The organism is Shewanella glacialimarina (genome assembly GCF_020511155.1).
GTDB lineage: Bacteria > Pseudomonadota > Gammaproteobacteria > Enterobacterales > Shewanellaceae > Shewanella > Shewanella glacialimarina.
The window spans coordinates 3,002,880-3,021,917 of record NZ_CP041216.1 but is presented as its reverse complement, the minus strand read 5'-3'; the positions used below and the strand labels follow the sequence as shown (position 1 = coordinate 3,021,917).

Annotated in this window: 19 protein-coding genes; 16 read left to right on the top strand and 3 right to left on the bottom strand. The window is 40.1% G+C overall.

Annotated elements, in window-relative coordinates:
* Window positions 1-80 precede the first annotated feature (80 nt).
* The 3 genes from FJ709_RS13165 to FJ709_RS13155 all read left to right on the top strand — a co-directional run bounded on the left by FJ709_RS13165 (window position 81) and on the right by FJ709_RS13155 (window position 3,799).
* Window positions 81-2,564 carry a motility associated factor glycosyltransferase family protein gene (locus tag FJ709_RS13165; protein WP_226410487.1) on the top strand — a complete coding sequence of 828 codons (2,484 nt, stop codon included), beginning with the start codon at window positions 81-83 and terminating at the stop codon, window positions 2,562-2,564.
* Window positions 2,565-2,676: 112 nt separating this feature from the next.
* Window positions 2,677-3,156 (top strand): DUF2947 domain-containing protein, encoded by a 480-nt coding sequence (locus FJ709_RS13160; RefSeq protein ID WP_226410486.1) that lies wholly within the window; start codon window positions 2,677-2,679, stop codon window positions 3,154-3,156.
* An 82-nt stretch (window positions 3,157-3,238) separates the two neighbouring features.
* On the top strand, window positions 3,239-3,799 hold the full coding sequence (locus FJ709_RS13155; protein ID WP_226410485.1) for a chalcone isomerase family protein: 561 nt from the start codon (window positions 3,239-3,241) through the stop codon (window positions 3,797-3,799).
* Window positions 3,800-3,854: 55 nt separating this feature from the next.
* Here the strand turns inward: FJ709_RS13155 and FJ709_RS13150 are convergent, their stop codons facing one another.
* The 3 genes from FJ709_RS13150 to flgA form a co-directional block, all read right to left on the bottom strand.
* Window positions 3,855-4,280: a flagella synthesis protein FlgN gene (locus FJ709_RS13150; RefSeq protein WP_226410484.1), complete on the bottom strand. Its 426-nt coding sequence runs from the start codon at window positions 4,278-4,280 to the stop codon at window positions 3,855-3,857.
* A gap of 133 nt (window positions 4,281-4,413) precedes the next feature.
* The gene (gene flgM / locus FJ709_RS13145) at window positions 4,414-4,746 is read right to left on the bottom strand and encodes a flagellar biosynthesis anti-sigma factor FlgM (protein ID WP_226410483.1); all 333 of its coding nucleotides are present in this window, start codon (window positions 4,744-4,746) and stop codon (window positions 4,414-4,416) included.
* Between the two features lie 71 nt (window positions 4,747-4,817).
* Window positions 4,818-5,525 (bottom strand): flagellar basal body P-ring formation chaperone FlgA, encoded by a 708-nt coding sequence (gene flgA / locus FJ709_RS13140; protein WP_226410482.1) that lies wholly within the window; start codon window positions 5,523-5,525, stop codon window positions 4,818-4,820.
* A 394-nt stretch (window positions 5,526-5,919) separates the two neighbouring features.
* Between flgA and FJ709_RS13135 the strand changes: the two genes are divergently transcribed.
* From FJ709_RS13135 to flgL, 13 genes are all read left to right on the top strand, one after another.
* A complete protein-coding gene (locus tag FJ709_RS13135) occupies window positions 5,920-6,840 on the top strand; it encodes a chemotaxis protein CheV (protein ID WP_226410481.1) in 921 nt (306 codons plus the stop codon).
* 104 nt (window positions 6,841-6,944) lie between these two features.
* Window positions 6,945-7,784: a CheR family methyltransferase gene (locus FJ709_RS13130; RefSeq protein WP_226410480.1), complete on the top strand. Its 840-nt coding sequence runs from the start codon at window positions 6,945-6,947 to the stop codon at window positions 7,782-7,784.
* A gap of 126 nt (window positions 7,785-7,910) precedes the next feature.
* Window positions 7,911-8,309, top strand: a complete 399-nt coding sequence (gene flgB, locus FJ709_RS13125; RefSeq protein WP_226410479.1) for a flagellar basal body rod protein FlgB — start codon at window positions 7,911-7,913, stop codon at window positions 8,307-8,309.
* Window positions 8,310-8,311: 2 nt separating this feature from the next.
* A complete protein-coding gene (flgC, locus tag FJ709_RS13120) occupies window positions 8,312-8,728 on the top strand; it encodes a flagellar basal body rod protein FlgC (RefSeq protein WP_226410478.1) in 417 nt (138 codons plus the stop codon).
* Between the two features lie 24 nt (window positions 8,729-8,752).
* A complete protein-coding gene (flgD, locus tag FJ709_RS13115; protein ID WP_226410477.1) occupies window positions 8,753-9,541 on the top strand; it encodes a flagellar hook assembly protein FlgD in 789 nt (262 codons plus the stop codon).
* Between the two features lie 62 nt (window positions 9,542-9,603).
* Window positions 9,604-10,968, top strand: a complete 1,365-nt coding sequence (flgE, locus tag FJ709_RS13110; protein WP_226410476.1) for a flagellar hook protein FlgE — start codon at window positions 9,604-9,606, stop codon at window positions 10,966-10,968.
* 256 nt (window positions 10,969-11,224) lie between these two features.
* Window positions 11,225-11,968, top strand: a complete 744-nt coding sequence (gene flgF / locus FJ709_RS13105) for a flagellar basal-body rod protein FlgF (protein ID WP_226410475.1) — start codon at window positions 11,225-11,227, stop codon at window positions 11,966-11,968.
* Between the two features lie 11 nt (window positions 11,969-11,979).
* Window positions 11,980-12,768, top strand: coding sequence for a flagellar basal-body rod protein FlgG (gene flgG / locus FJ709_RS13100; protein ID WP_226410474.1), 789 nt, complete (start codon window positions 11,980-11,982; stop codon window positions 12,766-12,768).
* A gap of 9 nt (window positions 12,769-12,777) precedes the next feature.
* On the top strand, window positions 12,778-13,455 hold the full coding sequence (gene flgH, locus FJ709_RS13095; RefSeq protein WP_226410473.1) for a flagellar basal body L-ring protein FlgH: 678 nt from the start codon (window positions 12,778-12,780) through the stop codon (window positions 13,453-13,455).
* Between the two features lie 10 nt (window positions 13,456-13,465).
* Window positions 13,466-14,566 (top strand): flagellar basal body P-ring protein FlgI, encoded by a 1,101-nt coding sequence (locus tag FJ709_RS13090; protein ID WP_226410472.1) that lies wholly within the window; start codon window positions 13,466-13,468, stop codon window positions 14,564-14,566.
* 60 nt (window positions 14,567-14,626) lie between these two features.
* Window positions 14,627-15,820, top strand: a complete 1,194-nt coding sequence (gene flgJ, locus FJ709_RS13085) for a flagellar assembly peptidoglycan hydrolase FlgJ (RefSeq protein WP_226410471.1) — start codon at window positions 14,627-14,629, stop codon at window positions 15,818-15,820.
* A complete protein-coding gene (gene flgK / locus FJ709_RS13080) occupies window positions 15,820-17,745 on the top strand; it encodes a flagellar hook-associated protein FlgK (protein WP_226410470.1) in 1,926 nt (641 codons plus the stop codon). Before flgJ ends, flgK begins: the two co-directional genes overlap by 1 nt.
* 10 nt (window positions 17,746-17,755) lie before the next feature.
* Window positions 17,756-18,958 carry a flagellar hook-associated protein FlgL gene (gene flgL, locus FJ709_RS13075; protein WP_226410469.1) on the top strand — a complete coding sequence of 401 codons (1,203 nt, stop codon included), beginning with the start codon at window positions 17,756-17,758 and terminating at the stop codon, window positions 18,956-18,958.
* Window positions 18,959-19,038: the final 80 nt, after the last annotated feature.

Here is a 19,038-nt window from a genome sequence, read left to right as displayed (position 1 = left end):
TGTTTAAATTAGATTGATTAGTCGATTAACAATGACAATTAATTGACAGAAACTGTGGACAATTAATCGCTGAGGGCACCATGCTTAATACACCATCAGAAATAGCCAAAACATTTGCCATAAGTCAATTTAACGAAGGTTACTTATCCAGTGTTAATCGACATACCTTCGAAAAAATTGACTCAGTTTCTTTGTATGACGAAAAGTTTAAGGACGCTTTTAGCGCAGTTGACACATTACATGTCATCATAGGTTTAGACTCTGGCCTATTAGCTAATTACATTATGGAGCGGCCACTCGCTAAGGGGAGTAAATATATTTTTGTTGAATTGCCTGAAGTTTTGGCTCTGCTGACAATCGATATCCCCCAAGCTCTGCAGGACGATTTGTGTGTTACTTCATCAGAGCGTTTTTCTGCCCTCATCAAAGAGCGTGAAAACAATATTTATATTGTGAAGCAAAAATTCAAAATTCACCGTGCAATAGCCGTAGCTGGGAATTATCTGGAGTCGTACTGCGGACTTAACGCTCAAGTTGAAACCGCACTTGATCATGAGTATTTCGAACAAAGCATTGGGTTTAATCAGAAAGTCTTTGTAAGGGCACAGCTGGATAACTTAGCCGAAAATCTTATCCCAGCTAAAATTTTAAAGAAAAAGTTTGTCGGTAAAAGCTGTATTGTATTAGGTGGAGGGCCATCTTTAGATAATTCTATCAATTGGATTAGAGACAACGCATGCAATTTAGTGGTCATAGCAGCTTCGAGAGTTGTTGGCAAACTAACTAGACTTAATATCAAAGCTGATATTGTGGTATCAGTAGATCCGCAATCTCACAGTTTTGATGTCAATAAAGAGTTTATGCAGCTAGAACATGATGCTTTACTGATTAATTCCTACCATGTTGCACCACAAATTATGGGCCAATGGAGGGGGGCTGCACTCTATACTGGTCAGCGTTTACCCTGGAACAACGATAGCGACGAAGACAATATAAAATCAGTTGGTCCGACCGTAACCAACAGTGCCATTGAAATTGCAACCGAAATGGGTTTTAAGCAAGTTTTGCTGTGTGGTGTCGATTTTTGCCATTCTCAAAAAGGTGTGACGCACACTCAGGGGACCTATGGTGCAAGTTTAGGTCCTAACATTGGTGTGATGCTTGAGTGGGTGGAAACCTATTCTGGTGAGATGGCCGAAACCCCGATTCAGTTAATGCATGCAATAGAGTCATTACAAGCTTCTGTGGCATGTCAAAAAAATACCACTTACATCAACTTATCTAAAGATGCTGCCAAAGTAAAAGGTGTGCGATATCAAGCGTGTCATGATATTAAGCTTAAGCCAATAACGGATAAACAGCGGCAAATGTTAAAGCCTGAAACTTATCAGATATCTACACAAGAAAAACTTAAGTACCTAAGTGATACCTTAGATGCTCTTACTACAACTCAAAATAAACTGCTACAACTTAACGTTTTAGTATCAGAAGCATTAGTACTTAATAACAAAATAGAAAAAAGTCAGAAAAAGCCTCAAGCTATTCCAGCATTGGCAGATAAAATCGATAAGATAGAGCGGAGTATTAATAAAAAATTTATTTTACTTGCCCATCTTATTAAATTTTATGGTTATTATGAGTTCTCGCACTTTTTATCTACAAAGAAAAAGGAAGAGTGGTCACAGCAAGATGTTGTTAACCACACTCGCATTTACTACCAAGCATTTAAAGCCATCTCTATTGAAATATCAGCGTTAATAGCCTCTGCTGTGCAACGTGTTGATTCTCGGATTAATGAATATCAATCCATAATTGATGTAACCGCTTTATGCAAACAGTGGAATAACGATAAACAATGGGGGAGATCTGTTCTCTGGCAGGCCAAGCAGCCTCAGCAATTCGCAAACTTAGCCACAATCGAACTGGAACAGATTAAAAAGACTCAAAAAAAGTTCTATGACCAATTTATAATCAAAGAGTTTATCGATGATACAGGTGAGTCTATCGTACCATTTATAGATAATGCTTTTAAAAAACTGCAAATATTGCTGCATAATAAGCATTTGCTCGGTATCTCTAAGATTGTCGAATACACTTTCCCCTTTATAACAACAGACTCAGAGGTTTCTCGACTTTACCATTTGGCGCTAAGTTATCAGAAAATGTTAGAGAAAAACCCTGAAATAGCGTTAGAAACAATATTGAAAATTCCGATAGATCTTTGTCATGAAGCTGAATTAAAGCAGATCATCAAGCTGGCTTTGCAACTGAATAGACTTGAACTTGCTACTGCGCATCTTGCAAAAATAATCCACTATAGCGATGAATACTTACCACAATATGCTCATGCTTTAAGATTGAGTGATAAACCGCAGGAAGCGTTAAATATTTATCTCGATTATTTAAATAAGTACCCTGAGGATATTCTGGTATTGCTAAAGTTAGGTATTTTTCTCGCTGAAATGAACCAAATTGATAGCGCTAAATCATGTTTTCAAAATGTATTGAACTTAGATGTCAAAAATCAAGCTGCAATGCGTTATCTGCAGCAGATTGGTGGTTAATAAACACAATCAATGCTGTACAGTTAGTTATCGATAACCATAATTTCCTTTGTCGCCAGTCAAACCGTATAATGGCAGGCGAATAAATTATACATTTCAATAGTGGGGTCGTGTGGGACATACTTATATTTCATTTGAGAACTATAAACGTAAATGGATTTTTAACCATAAAGATTTGCCAGTTAGCGAAACGGATAAAGTGATGATTAAGCCTTTATCTGATAAAAGCGCAATGGAAGTCTGGAATAAATGGATAAGTAATAAAAGTAGCCGAGCAGAACAATTCGCTAAAGGTGATTGGCCGGTGAAACAGGATGCATGGAGCGCGACTGAACACTGGCAAGCGGCCTGGGATGCGAGTGATAATGCATTACCTGAAGCTATCATTGAGCATATTCAATGGAGCGATGATACAACAGTTTATTTTTGTTATGAAAAGTACCAGATTATCGAAACTCGCTGGGATGTGTTTGTCCGTAATTGGAAATGTTTTCTGTTTTTTGATGATGGCCCTTTATTGGTTTCTCCTACCCAAAAACAAGCGCTTATGTTTGAGCAAAACGGACAATATAAATTAGGCACCCGCGGCTAACTATCCGTTATTTTTCGTAATTTTAGCTCAGCTAAGTTGTGCTTAGTTTAATTCAAATATTTATCCTACAAGAATATTTAGTATGAAATTATTATCCTATTTAGGTTTAGTCGCAGCTTTATTCGTTAGTCCAATTCTGCAAGCTAAAATGGTATCTGGCATAAACGTGCCCGATTCCATCGTCGTTAATCAGCAATCTTTAGTCCTTAATGGTGCAGGGGTTCGCAGTAAGTTTTTCATGGATTTGTATATTGGCAGTTTATACCTTGCATCTGTTCAATCTGAGCTGGAAAAAGTAATTGAACAGCCCGTTGCGGTTATCCGTTTGCGTATCACTTCAGAGATGATCACCTCAGATAAGATGACCGATGCCATTAAGGATGGGTTTGATGAAGCTACTGATGGAAATAGTGTGCACTTACAAACTGAGATAGACCAGTTTATGGCATTATTTAGCGCTGAAATTAACGATGGTGACCAATTTACTTTTGTATTAACAAGGGATAGAGGGGTTGCAAGTTTTAAAAATGATCAACCACAGGGGGAAATCCCTGGTGAGTTATTTCGTCAAGCGCTTATTAAAATTTGGTTAGGGGATAAGCCTGCTCAAAAAAGCTTAAAACAAGATATGTTAGGGCAATAGATAATTCATTAAACGCTAGTTCTGTGACGCTTTACACATAAAACCTAGTTTACGTTTATGCTTTGAAATCATTACCCAAGGTCGAAATCGTCGAGGTTTTACCCTTATCATTATAGGTTAAACTTGATGCATTTCGACTGGCTTGCAGTGCCTGAGAAAATCTATTTAAACTAGCGATATTTAGTTCTATTAAGCTAGAGTTTTGCTGATTAATCTCTTTGCATTCAGCAAGAAGACTTTTCGATAAAGTGACTTTTTCAATAAGCTCAGGGTCTGATGTTAGTCTTGTATGCTCAGGGTGATTAGCCATCGACTGGTCATTCGTTTGCAGTGCGATTAAACATTGCTGCTTTTCTTGGGCAAGTTTTAACAGCTTGTCGGCATTTTGGTCTTGCAGCGCTTGCTTTTCTGCAGATATAAGTGACTTCAGCGACGTCAATATGCCGTGCTGGTGGGAGAGCAGTGTAGATAGTTCAGCCATGCTATTACTCGAATTTTTTTGCTTGAAAAACACTTGTCTATGATGCCATTAGGCACCGGTATTCTGATTTATTTCAGCTCAGAAGAATAGACTACAGCAAACATTCATGCACACAGCAATATTGAGTGCTTTACTACTCTTCTTGGAACTTAAGCCCGCTTAGCTCTGATTCAAAGCTTGCAATATTTGCAGCAAGTTTTTCAGGGTCAATTTTATAACGGCCTTCCGAAATAGCCTGTTTAATTTCGGCTACTTTCTTTTGATCGATTTCAGGTAGGCTAGCCATTTTTGACTGCACACTTTGCAACTCTTGCGCCTGAGGCGTAATGCTAACAGAGTCCGTCTTTACTGTAACAGTGGCAGCTTTGGGAGCTGCTTGAGCGGTATTACCTGTAGTTTTAGCATCTCGTGCCGTTTGCATTGGTGTCGAAGTTGCAGCTTTAAGTTTATTAATGTCAATTGCCATGAGTGGCTCCAGCGTTAATTTTGGTTTTCCAAATAGGCTATCGACCTAGCAGAAAAAAACTTTAATCTATTTTACATTCTTACTTCTACTTCACCAACACCAATTACCCTAGCTTCTATTTCTCTGCTTGAATTTGCATTCCTAACTCTAATCGATTCACCGATACTACCGTCATGCATCGCTTCACCTAATGTTTTAATTTGGAGGTTTTCGCTCCTGGCGTATATTGATACAGCATCACCTTTGCACACAAAGCATAAATGACTATTTAAAATCGGCGCGTCTTTACTAATACGTCTTTTAGTTTTACTGCCTAAAACGGCTTTGATGTCAGAATAAAATTGACCTCTAAGGCTGAACTGATCAATATATTCTATGTGCAGTTGTTGTGTTGATAGTGATATGCCCGGCGAGATAATTTCACTGGCGACCACAACGGGATACATGATTTCGACTCTCACCGATAAAAATATTTGCCAAGGATAATCATAGTCAGGACTGTTGCAACTTATTTTAACCGTATTATTCCTAGCTATGTCCCGATCACTTGCAAGTTCGATTGTTAATGGCTTATAACAGCGTGGAGGCGTTAAGCGACCTTCTAAATTTTGAGGGGTAATAATCACCTTAGCATCGGGTGTCAATTGAATTTTTTTTCTCACAACCTCTTCAGCCATCTCACTTATGGTCGATACAGAGGGTATGGTTATTTCTTCATCAGCAAAAACAGCTAATGAATTGAACAATAAATAAAAAAATAACAAAAAATATACTTTCATAATTAAGATACTAGCTTGTTTAGCCAGAATGCACCTATACTTAAATTCTATAAAGATAAATAGAATAAATTCATTTAAAGTCTTTTGAAAATATTGATGCAGCTTGTGTATGTGCGTATTTGATATTAAATACGGCATAATTTGCTAAGCTGTAGCGACAGTATATTGACTTATTTCGTTATTTATTCTGCTAATATGATTAACATAATTCAATAGCAATAATCATGCCGGTAGTAAGTTAGTGGCTTGACCCAGTGCATAATTGAATAATGAGCAGCAGGAAGGACAGATTTAATCCCCCTAAAGCAAGATAAATCATTATTCGATTTATGTTTTTAAGTAAAACAAACTAGTATCTATTTATTCGGATATTTTAATAAAAAAAGGCAGTGTTATGTCGAGTATCATGGAATCAGTCAACAAACGTACTCAATTAGTTGGCCAAAACCGATTAGAGTTACTGTTGTTTAAGCTTAATGGGCGTCAACGTTTTGGCATTAACGTGTTTAAAGTGAAAGAAGTGCTTCAGTGTCCTCCGTTAACTAAGTTACCTAAACTGAGTCCGTTTGTTAAAGGGGTTGCACACATTCGTGGTGCTACTATTTCAGTCATTGACTTAAGCGCTGCAACAGGTGGACGTCCACTCACTTCTACTGAGAATTGCTTCATTATCATTTCTGAATACAATCGCAGTGTTCAAGGTTTCTTAGTCAGTTCTGTTGAACGTATCATCAATATGAATTGGGCTGCCATTATGCCTCCACCAAAAGGAGCCGGGCGTTATTCTTATTTGACCGCTGTTACTGAAATTGAAGGTGAGTTGGTTGAAATTTTAGACGTGGAGAAAATTCTCGATGAAATTTCTCCTGTTAAAACGGCAATCAGTGAAGAAGTTAATAAGACATTAACCATAGATAGAGAACAACATTATCATATTATGGTGATAGATGATTCAGCTGTAGCTCGTAAGCAAATTATTCGTTCTCTTGAGTCTTTAAATTTACAAATTGATACCGCCAAAGATGGTCGAGAAGCACTGAACAAACTCAAGGCCATAGCAAAAGAGATGGATGATGTATCGTTAGAGATCCCGTTGATTATCTCAGATATTGAAATGCCTGAAATGGACGGATATACCCTTACTGCTGAAATTAGAGATGACCCTAAATTAAAAAACATTAAGGTTGTGCTACACACTTCTTTAAGTGGCGTATTTAATCAGGCAATGGTACAAAAAGTAGGGGCAAATGACTTTATTGCCAAGTTTAATCCTGATGAATTAGCCGCAGCAGTAAACAAACATTTAAGTTTGTAATATTTTTTGTCTATTGAACGCAGTAGGCAGCATGAGAATTCATGAATGTTAGTTATGCGTAAAAGCTCTAATGATAGGGTAAATATAACTCATTATATTAGGATGTGAATGTGACAGATAAATCACTCGCAGAAGCAGAATATAATCAATTTAGGTTGTTTTTAGAACAACACAGCGGCATCGTCTTAGGTGAAAATAAACAATACCTAGTACGAAGTCGTTTAGCTCCATTGATGGGCAAATACAGTTTACCCTCATTATCTGAAGTGGTTAAGCATTCAATGAAGCCCACCGAACGCCAATTACGTGCGGAAGTGATTGACGCTATGACAACCAATGAAACATTGTGGTTTCGTGACCGTTATCCATTTGATTTATTATATAATACTTTACTACCTGAATATTCTAAATTAGGTCGTTCATTACGTATTTGGTCTGCTGCTTGCTCTTCAGGGCAAGAGCCTTACTCATTAGCAATGACCTCTTTAGAGTATCAACAACGCAAGCCGGGTGCACTGCCTGGTGGTGTGACTATTCAAGCGACTGATTTGTCACCTTCAATGCTTGAACGTTGTAAGAATGCCGAATATGATGGCTTAGCATTGGCGCGTGGATTATCAGAAGAACGTAAACGTCAGTTTTTTGATGCTTTGCCTAATGGCAATATGAAAGTCAAAGATAATGTTAAGCGGTTGGTGAATTTTAGAGCGCATAATTTACTTGAAAGTTACACTCTTTTAGGAAAATACGACATTATTTTTTGTCGCAATGTATTGATTTATTTTGCTCCTGAGGCAAAGGCTAAAATTTTGCGGCAATTTGCTGCCGCTTTAAACCCAAAAGGCATTTTATTTCTTGGAGCATCAGAATCTATTTCCGGATTAACAGAAGAATTTGACATGGTCCGCTGTAACCCAGGTATATACTACCAAAAGAAAACCTAGTTTAAACCATTGAAAAGCATGTGTTACTTCCTGCACATGCTTTCCTTTCTACATATCCTCCCATTGATTAAATAATTGGCATAACCCTTGCTTCATAACTATCAGTTAGCTGATGGAGGCAATTTTATGGCGATTAATTTTGATAATGCACTTGGAGTACATCAATACTCCCTTGGTGTCAGGGCGCAGCGCGCTGAAGTGCTATCAAGTAACATAGCGAATGCGAATACTCCTGGGTATAAGGCTCGCGATGTCGACTTTTCCTCAGCAATGCAAGCAGCTAGCTCTCGTCAGAAAGGTTTAACGATGAGCATTACTAATGAAAAGCATTTTGATTTAACTGCTCTCAGTCAGCAACATGTCAAATTCCGAGTCCCTAATCAGCCTGATACTGGCGATGGTAATACGGTTGATATGCAACAAGAACAATCAGCCTTTATGCAAAACTCTATTGAATACCAAATGTCACTAGGGTTCTTAGAAAGTAAGTTTTCAGGTATGCGTAAAGCATTACGAGGTGATTAATTATGAGCTTATTTAATATATTCAATGTCGCCGGTTCAGGTATGACAGCACAGTCTGTCCGCTTAAATACCACCGCGAGTAACATTGCTAATGCTGACTCTGTTTCCAGCAGTATTGATCAAACTTATCGTGCTAGACACCCTGTATTTGAGGCTGAAATGTCCAAAGCCAGTTATCAGCAGTCAGGTTCTCATCGCGTTAATGTAAGTGGCATTGTTGAAAGTGATAAGCCATTGATTAAAGAATATTCACCAGATCACCCTATGGCCGATGGTGACGGTTTTATTTATAAGCCTAATGTAAATGTAATGGAAGAAATGGCTGACATGATTTCAGCTTCTCGCTCTTATCAAATGAATGTTCAAGTCGCAGATGCAGCTAAAACTATGTTGCAACAAACACTTAGAATGGGTAAATAACATGATTATTGTAGGAGGTAAATTATGAGCCTCGTTAATCCATATAGTAGCCAATCTTTGCCACAACAGGCATTGGCATCGTCTAATACCGGTACGGTCAGTAAAAATACCGTTCAATCGAACACGACGAGTACTACAACAGGTAACCCATTTCTAGATGGTATCCGTTTACCTGATGCGCCTGAAACACCTGCTGCAAAAGATCAAATGCTTAAGCAGGAAGATTTTTTTGCACTGCTTAGTCAACAACTTTCGATGCAAGATCCGTTTAAGCCAGTTGATAATGATCAAATGATTGCTCAAATGGCTTCATTCTCAACAGTTGATGGTATTTCAAACTTAAATAAAGAAATTCTAAATTTGAATGGTGTAATGAGTTCAAGCCAGGCTTTACAAGCTTCTAGTTTAGTTGGCCGTAAAGTGTTGATTCCATCAGATACTGGAGCTATTTCGCCGGCAAGTCCTGAAATTAAAGGTGTGGTGAGTACACCTGCAGCCATTGATAAAATAAGCATTCGTATTGAAGATGAATCAGGTCAGTTAATTAAGACCTTTGAAATTGATGGTAGTGCTGGCGGAAACGTAGACGTGGCATGGGACGGTTTAGATAAAAATGGTAAACCGGTGGTTGAAGGTGCTTACGTCATCAAAGCTAGCGGTAAAGTCGATGGACAATCTCAAGATTTACCTGTTTCTACTTATGCGCATGTGACGAGTGTTTCATTAGGTACAGCAGCAACTGGGGCGATTCTTAATCTTCGTGGTATTGGTGGCATTAAATTGACCGATGTACTTGCGGTGTCCGAATCATAAATTTAATAAAGCTTGTGACAATAAATTGTCATTAAAGAAAACCTGATTACTCGAGGTGAAATATGTCTTTTAACATCGCATTAAGTGGTATAGCAGCCGCTCAGAAAGATCTAAATACCACAGCCAATAATATTGCAAACGTAAATACAATAGGCTTTAAGGAGTCTCGTGCTGAGTTTGCGGATGTGTATGCTAACTCTATTTTTTCTAACAGTAAAACGGCAGTTGGTGGTGGTGTTGCTACCACTCAGGTCGCGCAGCAATTCCATCAAGGGAGTTTGCAGCTTACCAGCAACTCTTTGGATATGGCGATAAGTGGTGGTGGTTTTTTTGTGACCTCATCTGAACTTGGTGCACGCGATCAATCATTTACTCGTGCAGGTGCTTTTAAAGTTGATTCAAATAATTATATGGTTGATTCGGCTGGTAACTTCTTACAGGGTTTTCCTGTAGATAAAGAGGGAAATTCAACATCAGTAAGCTTAACCACAACTCAGGCTATTAAAGTACCAGATACAGCTGGAAGCCCTGTAATGTCAAGTAAAGTGGGCCTGCAAATGAACCTAAATGTCGGCGAGTCAGCTTTAGACCCCGCAGCATTTGATCCAAGCAATGCTGACACCTTCAATAACTCTACTTCTGTGACCATCTATGACTCACTGGGTGAATCGCATATTTTGACCACCTATTTTATTAAACCAGAAGATGGTGCCTACACTGGTGAAAGTAACTGGGTTGCTTATTATGCTGTAGATGGTAAACAGGTTAATTTAGATGGTGCAGCAGGCCAATACAGCGTTGATACTACAGGTGATGGTATTGTTGATGGTGCACCTCGTAATGCACAAACAGCGGGGGGCTGGACTGGTTCTGTTATAAAGTTTAATGACGCTGGAACTTATACTGGGACTAGTCCTGTAGTATTAAAAACTCAGGCACTTGGTGTTACTGGTGCAAATGTGTTGGGTCCAGGAGCTGACGGCTCACAGACTATTACTATCGATTTTAACAATCCGACCCAATACGCTTCACCATTTGAGGTGACTGAGTTAACTCAAGATGGCACCACAGTGGGCCGATTAACTAACGTAGGTATAGGTGCTGATGGTTTAGTCACAGCCAGTTACAGTAATGGGTCTACCGTGCCATTATCTCGAGTCGCTTTAGTTCGTTTTGCAAATGAACAGGGATTAACTCAGGTAGGCAATACGGCCTGGAAGGCAAGTTTAGATTCTGGACCTGCGTTAGCGGGCGAAGCAAATAGTGGTACTTTCGGCAGTATTCGTTCTTCATCACTTGAGCAATCGAATGTCGATTTAACCACAGAGTTAGTTGATTTGATTTCAGCTCAGCGTAACTTCCAAGCAAACTCACGTACTCTTGAAGTTAACAATACTTTGAATCAAACGATATTGCAGATCAGATAGTCCTTACTCTGATAGTACCTATTATATTGGTACTAATAAGGTGTTGCCCATAGCGGCAACACTTTGCCTTTTATTTTCTTTATATTCTTTCACTTTCTCTTATCGGTGTTTTTTTGACACTTTATCCGCAATATTCTGTTTCAAATCGTACCACCACCTAATCAAATCAGTTACTTATATTACCTTCGATTGTTGGCATGCCCTTTGCTTTGTCTAGTTAGAATCTTTATTTAAAGCATTATTGACGGAGCGGCAAATGGACAAATTTTTGTATGTTGCAATGAGCGGTGCAAAGCAAGGCATGAATGCCTTGGCCGTTCGTGCGAACAATTTAGCCAATGCCAATACCGATGGCTTCAAATCGGATATGACCCAAGCAAGGTCAATGCAGGCGTTTGGCGAAGGTTTGCCAACGCGGGTATTTTCAATGATTGAAAGCCCCGGGTCTAATTTTTCTCCAGGCCCTATTAGGGAGACGGGTAATGACTTAGACATTGCCATTAAAGGTGATGGCTGGATAGCAGTGCAAGCGGCTGATGGGTCAGAAGCTTATACCCGTGCAGGACATTTGAAGTTCGACAGCACTGGCCTGCTGGTTAATAGTCGTAATACGCCAATTATGGGCGATGCCGGTCCAATTGTTTTGCCACTGCCAATCGATAAAGTCCATATTTCACCTGACGGCATCATTTCAATTCGCCCTCAGGGAGCGACAGCTGAAGTGATTGAGGAAGTAGCCAGAATTAAATTTGTTAATCCGGGCAATGATCAAATGATGCGCGGTGAAGATGGCTTATTTCGCTTAATATCTGGTTTGCCAGCACCTAAAGATCCCATGGTACAAGTTGAAAGTGGTGCTGTTGAAGGCAGTAATGTTAACCCTGTACATGAAATGGTGGCGATGATAGATATTCAGCGTCAGTACGAAATGCAAGTGAAGATGATGAAAAATGCAGAAGAAGCAGACCGCTCATCTTCATCGTTACTAAGAATTGGTTAGGAGTATTTATTATGCATCCAGCTCTGTGGATTAGTAAAACGGGTTTAGACGCCCAACAAACGGATATTGCGGTTATTTCAAATAATGTCGCGAATGCTAGCACCATAGGTTACAAAAAAGGCCGCGCGGTATTTGAAGATTTGCTCTATCAAACAATTAACCAAGCCGGAGGGATCAGTGCAGATAATACCAAGTTACCTAATGGTTTAAACTTAGGTGCGGGTACCAAAGTTGTTGCTACGCAAAAAGTGTTTACACAGGGCAACATGCTTACAACCGACAATTCATTAGATTTAATGATTGAAGGTCCAGGTTTCTTTGAAGTCCAAATGCCTGATGGTACTGCAGCCTATACCCGTAATGGTCAGTTTAGCTTAGATGATACGGGGCAAATTGTTACACCTGGTTCAGGCTACGTATTACAACCGCCAATTACTATTCCTGAAGATGCCATGAGTATTACTGTCTCTGCGGAAGGGGAAGTGTCAGTTAAATTGGCTGGTGCTACAGATAACCAGACAATCGGTCAGCTTACGATGACAGACTTTATCAACCCGTCAGGCCTCGATCCACTGGGTCAGAATCTCTATACCGAAACCGGTGCGAGTGGCACTCCTATTCAAGGTACTGCTTCACAAAATGGTTTAGGGGCAATTCGTCAAGGTGCGTTAGAAACATCGAATGTTAATGTGACAGAAGAATTGGTTAATTTAATCCAAAGTCAGCGGATCTATGAAATGAACTCGAAGGTTATTTCAGCGGTAGATCAAATGCTGTCTTATGTTAATCAGAATCTTTAGGGGGCAGTGATGAGTAAACTTCTTGTTATAGCTACAACAGCCATGCTGTTAGTCGGTTGCAGTTCTACTCAGAAAAAGCCGATCCCAGATGATCCTTTTTACGCGCCTGTTTATCCAGAAGAGCCTTCGACTCAAGTGGTGGCGACGGGATCTATATTTTTAGATTCACAAGCTTCAAGTTTGTACTCGGATCTTCGTGCCCACAAAGTAGGTGACATCATTACCGTTGTATTGAAAGAGTCTACTCAGGCGACTAAAAGTGCCAACAATGAAATGAAAAAAAATACCGGATTAAGTGTCGATCCACTTTACGCCGGTGGCGGTAATATCTCTATTAAAGGGGTACCGTTAGATTTACGCTATTCAGACAGCATGAATACCAAACGTGAAGCTGATGCTGATCAATCGAACAGTTTAGATGGCAGTATTTCTGCCAATGTAATGCAGGTACTGAGTAATGGTAACCTGGTTATTCGAGGCGAGAAATGGATCTCCATTAACAATGGCGATGAATTTATTCGCGTAACAGGTATTGTGCGTAGTCAAGATATCACACCAGATAACACAGTCGAATCAACGCGAGTAGCTAATGCTCGTATCCAATATAGCGGAACTGGCACGTTTGCCGACACCCAAAAAGTGGGCTGGTTAAGCTCGTTTTTTATGGGTGAGTGGTGGCCTTTTTAAGGGGTAGAATATGAATATTAAACCTATTTTAGCCATGCTTTTCACAGCATGTATGGTCATTACCACACCCACTGAAGCACAGCGTCTTAAAGATATTGCCAATGTGCAAGGTGTTCGTAGTAACCAACTTATTGGTTATGGGCTTGTTGTTGGCTTGCCAGGTACTGGTGAGAAAACCCAGTACACCGAACAAACCTTTAAAACCATGTTAAAGAACTTCGGTATAAATTTACCCGATTCAGTTAGACCTAAAGTGAAAAACGTAGCAGTGGTTGCGGTTCACGCTGACATGCCAGCTTTCATTAAACCCGGTCAAACATTAGATGTCACTGTATCAAGTATTGGTGAGGCTAAAAGTTTACGTGGCGGAACCTTGATTCAAACCTTTATGAAAGGGGTAGACGGTAATGTGTACGCTATTGCACAGGGCAGTTTAGTGGTAAGTGGCTTTAGTGCTGAAGGCTTAGACGGTTCAAGCGTTATACAGAACACACCAACAGTTGGACGTATTCCTAGCGGTGCAATTGTAGAGCGCAGTGTGTTATCACCGTTCGCAAGTGGTGATCACCTAACCTTTAACTTACGCCGGGCTGATTTTTCTACCGCTAAGAGAACCGCAGATGCCATCAATGATTTATTAGGACCAGGCATGGCGAGAGCTTTAGATGCCAGTTCAATTCAAGTTAGTGCGCCAAGAGATGCTTCACAACGGGTATCATTTCTAGCAACCTTAGAAAATGTCCAGGTTGAGCCAGCTGACGAGTCAGCCAAAGTGATAGTGAATTCTAGAACTGGCACCATAGTAGTAGGCCAAAATGTGCAATTGTTACCCGCAGCGGTTACCCACGGTGGACTCACAGTCACTATAGCTGAAGCAACACAAGTGTCTCAACCTAATGCTTTGGCAGGGGGCGAAACCGTTGTTACCACCAACACGACTATCGACGTACAACAAGATGATAGACGCATGTTCATGTTTAACCCAGGAACCACCTTAGATGAATTAGTACGCGCAGTAAATTTAGTCGGTGCAGCTCCTTCAGATGTCCTGGCTATTCTTGAAGCATTAAAGGTGGCAGGCGCTTTGCATGGTGAACTTATCATCATTTAAATATTGGCACTTTTTTAAAGTGATTATTTAAATAAGACCGACTTCTGTTACGGGACTACTATGGAAAAGCTGTCAAATTCTTCGCACTTTCTGGATCTAGGTGGACTGGATTCACTTCGTGTTCAAGCCCAGAAAGGCGAGAAAGGTGCGCTTAAAGAAGTGGCCAAACAGTTCGAAGGTATTTTTATTCAAATGCTGATGAAAAGCATGCGCGATGCCAACGAAGCGTTTAAGTCGGACAGTCCCTTTAATAGTGAGTCTACAGCATTTTACGAACAAATGCGTGACCAACAAATGTCGATGGACTTATCAAATAAAGGCATGCTGGGCCTAGCAGAGCTAATGGTTCAGCAGCTTTCTCCTGAGGATAGCCCGATGACCCCCGCATCAGTGTTGCGTGGCAATATTGATGGAAATGTCATTCCAGCGATGGTTGTGAATAACCCAAATGAGCTGAATATTTCTTCTTTATCCCCGTCTTGGACTGCGAACAACAATGTGGGCAGTTCACAGACTTTAGCTGGCGAAAGCGACATTATAATGGCAACACCTGTGTCGTCTATTTCAGCTAAACAAATGATGGATTCAATTTTAGCCGGCAAGGTATCACCAAGTGGAGCTGATCATCTTGACGGCAAAGTATTGCCTACTATGGCTGCTTCTACTGCCGAAGAAAAGCCTGCAATAAGCTCAAAAAAAGCAACAAAATCATTATCATTATTAACAGCATCTACACCCACTCTGGGTGAGGTGGTGAATAAATTTAAAGATCCACAACACTTTATATCAGTTTTGTATCCCCATGCTGAAAAAGCGGCTAAAAAACTAGGTACGACACCAGAAGTATTAATTGCTCAATCGGCACTTGAAACGGGTTGGGGTCAAAAAGTTATCCGTAAACAAGATGGCAGCATGAGTAACAACCTATTCAATATTAAAGCAGATAAACGTTGGCAGGGTGACAAAACTACAGTGAACACTCTTGAATTTGAAAAGGGTATTCCCGTTCAGCAACGTGCAGATTTTCGAATGTATGAAAACTTAGAACAGAGCTTTAATGACTTTGTGTCGTTTATTTCTCAAAATGATCGCTATCAAGATGCGCGTAAAGTGGCCAGTGAGCCGAGTCAATTTATTCACGCTTTGCAAAAAGCCGGCTATGCCACCGATCCACACTATGCCAAAAAAGTGATCAGTGTAATGCAGTCTGTAACTGAAGGACTTAAGTCCATTATGCCTGGGGAGACTAAATAATGGCTATCGATCTACTAAATATTGCCCGAACAGGTGTGCAGGCTTCCCAGGCTCAATTGGGGGTTACCAGTAATAATATTGCCAATGCTAATACTCAAGGCTATCACCGTCAGGTGGCAAACCAAGCTAGTACAGAGTCTCAACGATTAGGCAATAGCTTTTATGGCACTGGCACTTATGTCACTGATGTTAAAAGAGTGTACAACGAATTCGCTGCCCGTGAGTTACGCATTGGCCAAACTAGCTTAAGTGGTGCAGAAGCGACCTATTCAAAGATGAGTGAATTGGATCAACTTTATTCACAAATCGGCAATATGGTGCCTGCAGGGTTAAATAATTTTTTTGGCAGTATTAATAGCGTAGCTGATTTACCTACAGACATAGGGATCCGCAGCAGTGCATTAAGTTCTGCTGAGCAATTGGCCAAAACGATGAATCAAATGCAATCGCATTTAGATAATCAAACTAAACAAACCAATAGCCAGATTGAGTCAATGACGGTGCGCATTAACGAAATTAGTAAAGAGTTGGGCAACCTCAACTTAGAACTAATGAAGTCTAGTGGTGATGACAGTCAATTGTTAGATAAACAAGATGCACTAATTCAAGAGCTTAGCCAGTATGCTCAAGTTAACGTCATTCCATTAGACACTGGTGCTAAGTCTATTATGTTAGGCGGGTCTGTGATGTTGGTATCGGGTGAAGTGTCTATGTCAGTTGGCGTAACCACTGGCGACCCTTATCCAAATGAGCCCCGTATAACCGCAAGTACAGGTAATCAGTCGCTGCTTATTAATCCCTCTAAGTTAGGTGGACAATTAGGTGCTTTATTTGATTTTCGTTCAGAAACCTTAGTACCAGCTAGCCAAGAGCTAGGTCAGTTAGCTTTGGGTATTGCAGATGCGTTTAATGAAATGCAATCAAAAGGGTTCGACTTAAATGGTAATGTTGGCCAAAACCTATTTCGCGACATTAATGATCCATTAATGTCATCTGGAAGGGTTGGTGAATACTCTACTAATACGGGTAATGCAAAAATTAGCGTCAATGTTGATGATGTTGGCAAGTTAAGTGGTGGTGGCTATGACTTATCTTTCACCGCACCAGCGACCTATAAACTAACAGATACCCAAACCGGTAAAGTTAGTCCGTTGACATTAAATCCACCAGGGGAGTTAGTTGGTGGTGACGGCTTTACCATCAATATTAGCACTGGTGCAATGAATGATGGCGACAAGTTTGAAATTCGTCCGACCTCAGGCGCAGCTGCGGGGTTAACCATGATAATGACTGACCCCAAAGGTATTGCCGCCGCCGCCCCTAAAATCACTGTAAATGCTGCAAACTCTGGTGAAATGGAAGTTAAGGTAAGTACTGTTAACCGTGCTACAGCAGGGTTTCCTCTTACAGGTAGTGAACTTACTGTTCGCGTAGATAGTGCTGCCAATACCTTTGAAGTTTTTAATGCATCAGGCACTTCTTTAGCCGGGCCAAGCGCTTTTACACCGCCACAAATAAATACAGGTTTTGGTTTTAGCATCGAAATTGACGACACATCTGCAGCAGGTGTCACTGACAGCTTTACTTTCGACTTATCGTTTGCAGAAGGTGATAACAGCAATGCGGTAGCAATGGCAGAAATGGCTGACGCCAAATTAATGAACGGTGGAACAACCACACTAGTCGGCATTTTTGAAAACACCAAATTAGATATTGGCAGTAAAACAAAAGCTGCTGAAGTGAGAGCGGGTTCAGCTGATGCTATTTTTCAGCAAGCTTATAACCGAGTGCAAAGTGAATCAGGTGTCAACCTTGACGAAGAAGCTGCAAATTTAATGCGTTTTCAACAAGCGTATCAAGCATCCGCCAGAATTATGACAACAGCACAAACCATTTTCGATACTTTATTAAGCTCGGTTCGTTAGGGGATAAATCATGAGAATTTCTACCGGACAAATGTTTAATCAAAACACTAGCAGTATTTTGCAAAAGCAAACTGCAACAAACAAAATTATGGAACAGCTTTCTAGCGGAAAAAAAGTCAATACCGCGGGAGAAGACCCTGTTGCCGCGATAGTGATTGATAACTTGAAGCAAAAAAATGCCTTAGTCGATCAATACGCCAAAAATATTGACTATGCGACAAATCACTTATCCATTAGCGAAAGTAAAATCGGCAGTGCAGAAACATTAATTTCATCTATGCGCGAACAAGTATTACGAGGCGCTAACGGCAGTCTTAGTTCAGTCGAGCGGCAAATGGTTGCCGATGAAATGAGATCAAGTTTAGATGAGTTACTTTCTATTGCTAATAGTAAGGATGAATCAGGTAATTACTTGTTTGCCGGCAATAAAACAAATTCTAAACCTTTTTCTTTTGACGCTAATGGTGAAATTGTTTACAGCGGTGACTCTGGTGTCAGAAAAAGTGTGGTCGCATCTGGAATCGTTATGGCGACAAATATACCAGGAGATACGGCATTTATGAATGCTGTTAATCCACTTGGCGACTACGGCGCCAATTATTTGTCATCACAACAAGGTGACTTTACTGTTTCAAGTGCAAAAATAGCCAACCAAGCATCTCATGTAGCTGATACTTATACTTTTAATTTTACACCAAATGGTTCCAATGTTGATCTTCAAGTATTAGATTCTGGCGGTTTAACCGTCGCAACTGTAGCTAATTTCAACTCGACAACCCCAGTATCTTTTAATGGCATTGACGTTAAATTGGACGGGACGCCAGTTGCAGGGGACTCTTTTACTATTGAACCGGTAGAGACAGTAAGCGTATTTGATACATTTAATAAGGCTTTAGCGTTATTAGAAAGCCCAAACTCAACAAATAGTGCGCAAGGGTTATCACAGTTGGCACAACTATTGAATGGTATAGATAGTGGTCAAAATCAAGTCAGTACAGCACGAGGTATCGCTGGAAATAATTTGAAGGGTTTGGAGAGTATTTCAACAAATCATTCGGACGAAAAAATTATTAATAGTAGTGCGTTATCAATTCTGGAAGATTTAGATTATGCAGAAGCGATAACAGAGTTTGAAAAACAACAACTTGCACTTAATGCTGTATCGAGTGTGTTTAGTAAAGTGGGTTCGCTTTCATTGTTTGATTATATATAACAAAAAAGCAATCACGTTAAATTGTAAAATTTAGCCAAGCTCCACAGTCTTGGCAACAAAACTAGGAATGAGGAATTATT

Coding starts and splice junctions, on each gene's coding strand:
- FJ709_RS13165 (WP_226410487.1), top strand. CDS start 81: ATGCTTAATACACCATCAGAAATAGCCAAAACATTTGCCATAAGTCAA.
- FJ709_RS13155 (WP_226410485.1), top strand. CDS start 3,239: ATGAAATTATTATCCTATTTAGGTTTAGTCGCAGCTTTATTCGTTAGT.
- FJ709_RS13150 (WP_226410484.1), bottom strand. CDS start 4,280: ATGGCTGAACTATCTACACTGCTCTCCCACCAGCACGGCATATTGACG.
- flgM (WP_226410483.1), bottom strand. CDS start 4,746: ATGGCAATTGACATTAATAAACTTAAAGCTGCAACTTCGACACCAATG.
- flgA (WP_226410482.1), bottom strand. CDS start 5,525: ATGAAAGTATATTTTTTGTTATTTTTTTATTTATTGTTCAATTCATTA.
- FJ709_RS13135 (WP_226410481.1), top strand. CDS start 5,920: ATGTCGAGTATCATGGAATCAGTCAACAAACGTACTCAATTAGTTGGC.
- flgB (WP_226410479.1), top strand. CDS start 7,911: ATGGCGATTAATTTTGATAATGCACTTGGAGTACATCAATACTCCCTT.
- flgC (WP_226410478.1), top strand. CDS start 8,312: ATGAGCTTATTTAATATATTCAATGTCGCCGGTTCAGGTATGACAGCA.
- flgD (WP_226410477.1), top strand. CDS start 8,753: ATGAGCCTCGTTAATCCATATAGTAGCCAATCTTTGCCACAACAGGCA.
- flgE (WP_226410476.1), top strand. CDS start 9,604: ATGTCTTTTAACATCGCATTAAGTGGTATAGCAGCCGCTCAGAAAGAT.
- flgF (WP_226410475.1), top strand. CDS start 11,225: ATGGACAAATTTTTGTATGTTGCAATGAGCGGTGCAAAGCAAGGCATG.
- flgG (WP_226410474.1), top strand. CDS start 11,980: ATGCATCCAGCTCTGTGGATTAGTAAAACGGGTTTAGACGCCCAACAA.
- flgH (WP_226410473.1), top strand. CDS start 12,778: ATGAGTAAACTTCTTGTTATAGCTACAACAGCCATGCTGTTAGTCGGT.
- FJ709_RS13090 (WP_226410472.1), top strand. CDS start 13,466: ATGAATATTAAACCTATTTTAGCCATGCTTTTCACAGCATGTATGGTC.
- flgJ (WP_226410471.1), top strand. CDS start 14,627: ATGGAAAAGCTGTCAAATTCTTCGCACTTTCTGGATCTAGGTGGACTG.
- flgK (WP_226410470.1), top strand. CDS start 15,820: ATGGCTATCGATCTACTAAATATTGCCCGAACAGGTGTGCAGGCTTCC.
- flgL (WP_226410469.1), top strand. CDS start 17,756: ATGAGAATTTCTACCGGACAAATGTTTAATCAAAACACTAGCAGTATT.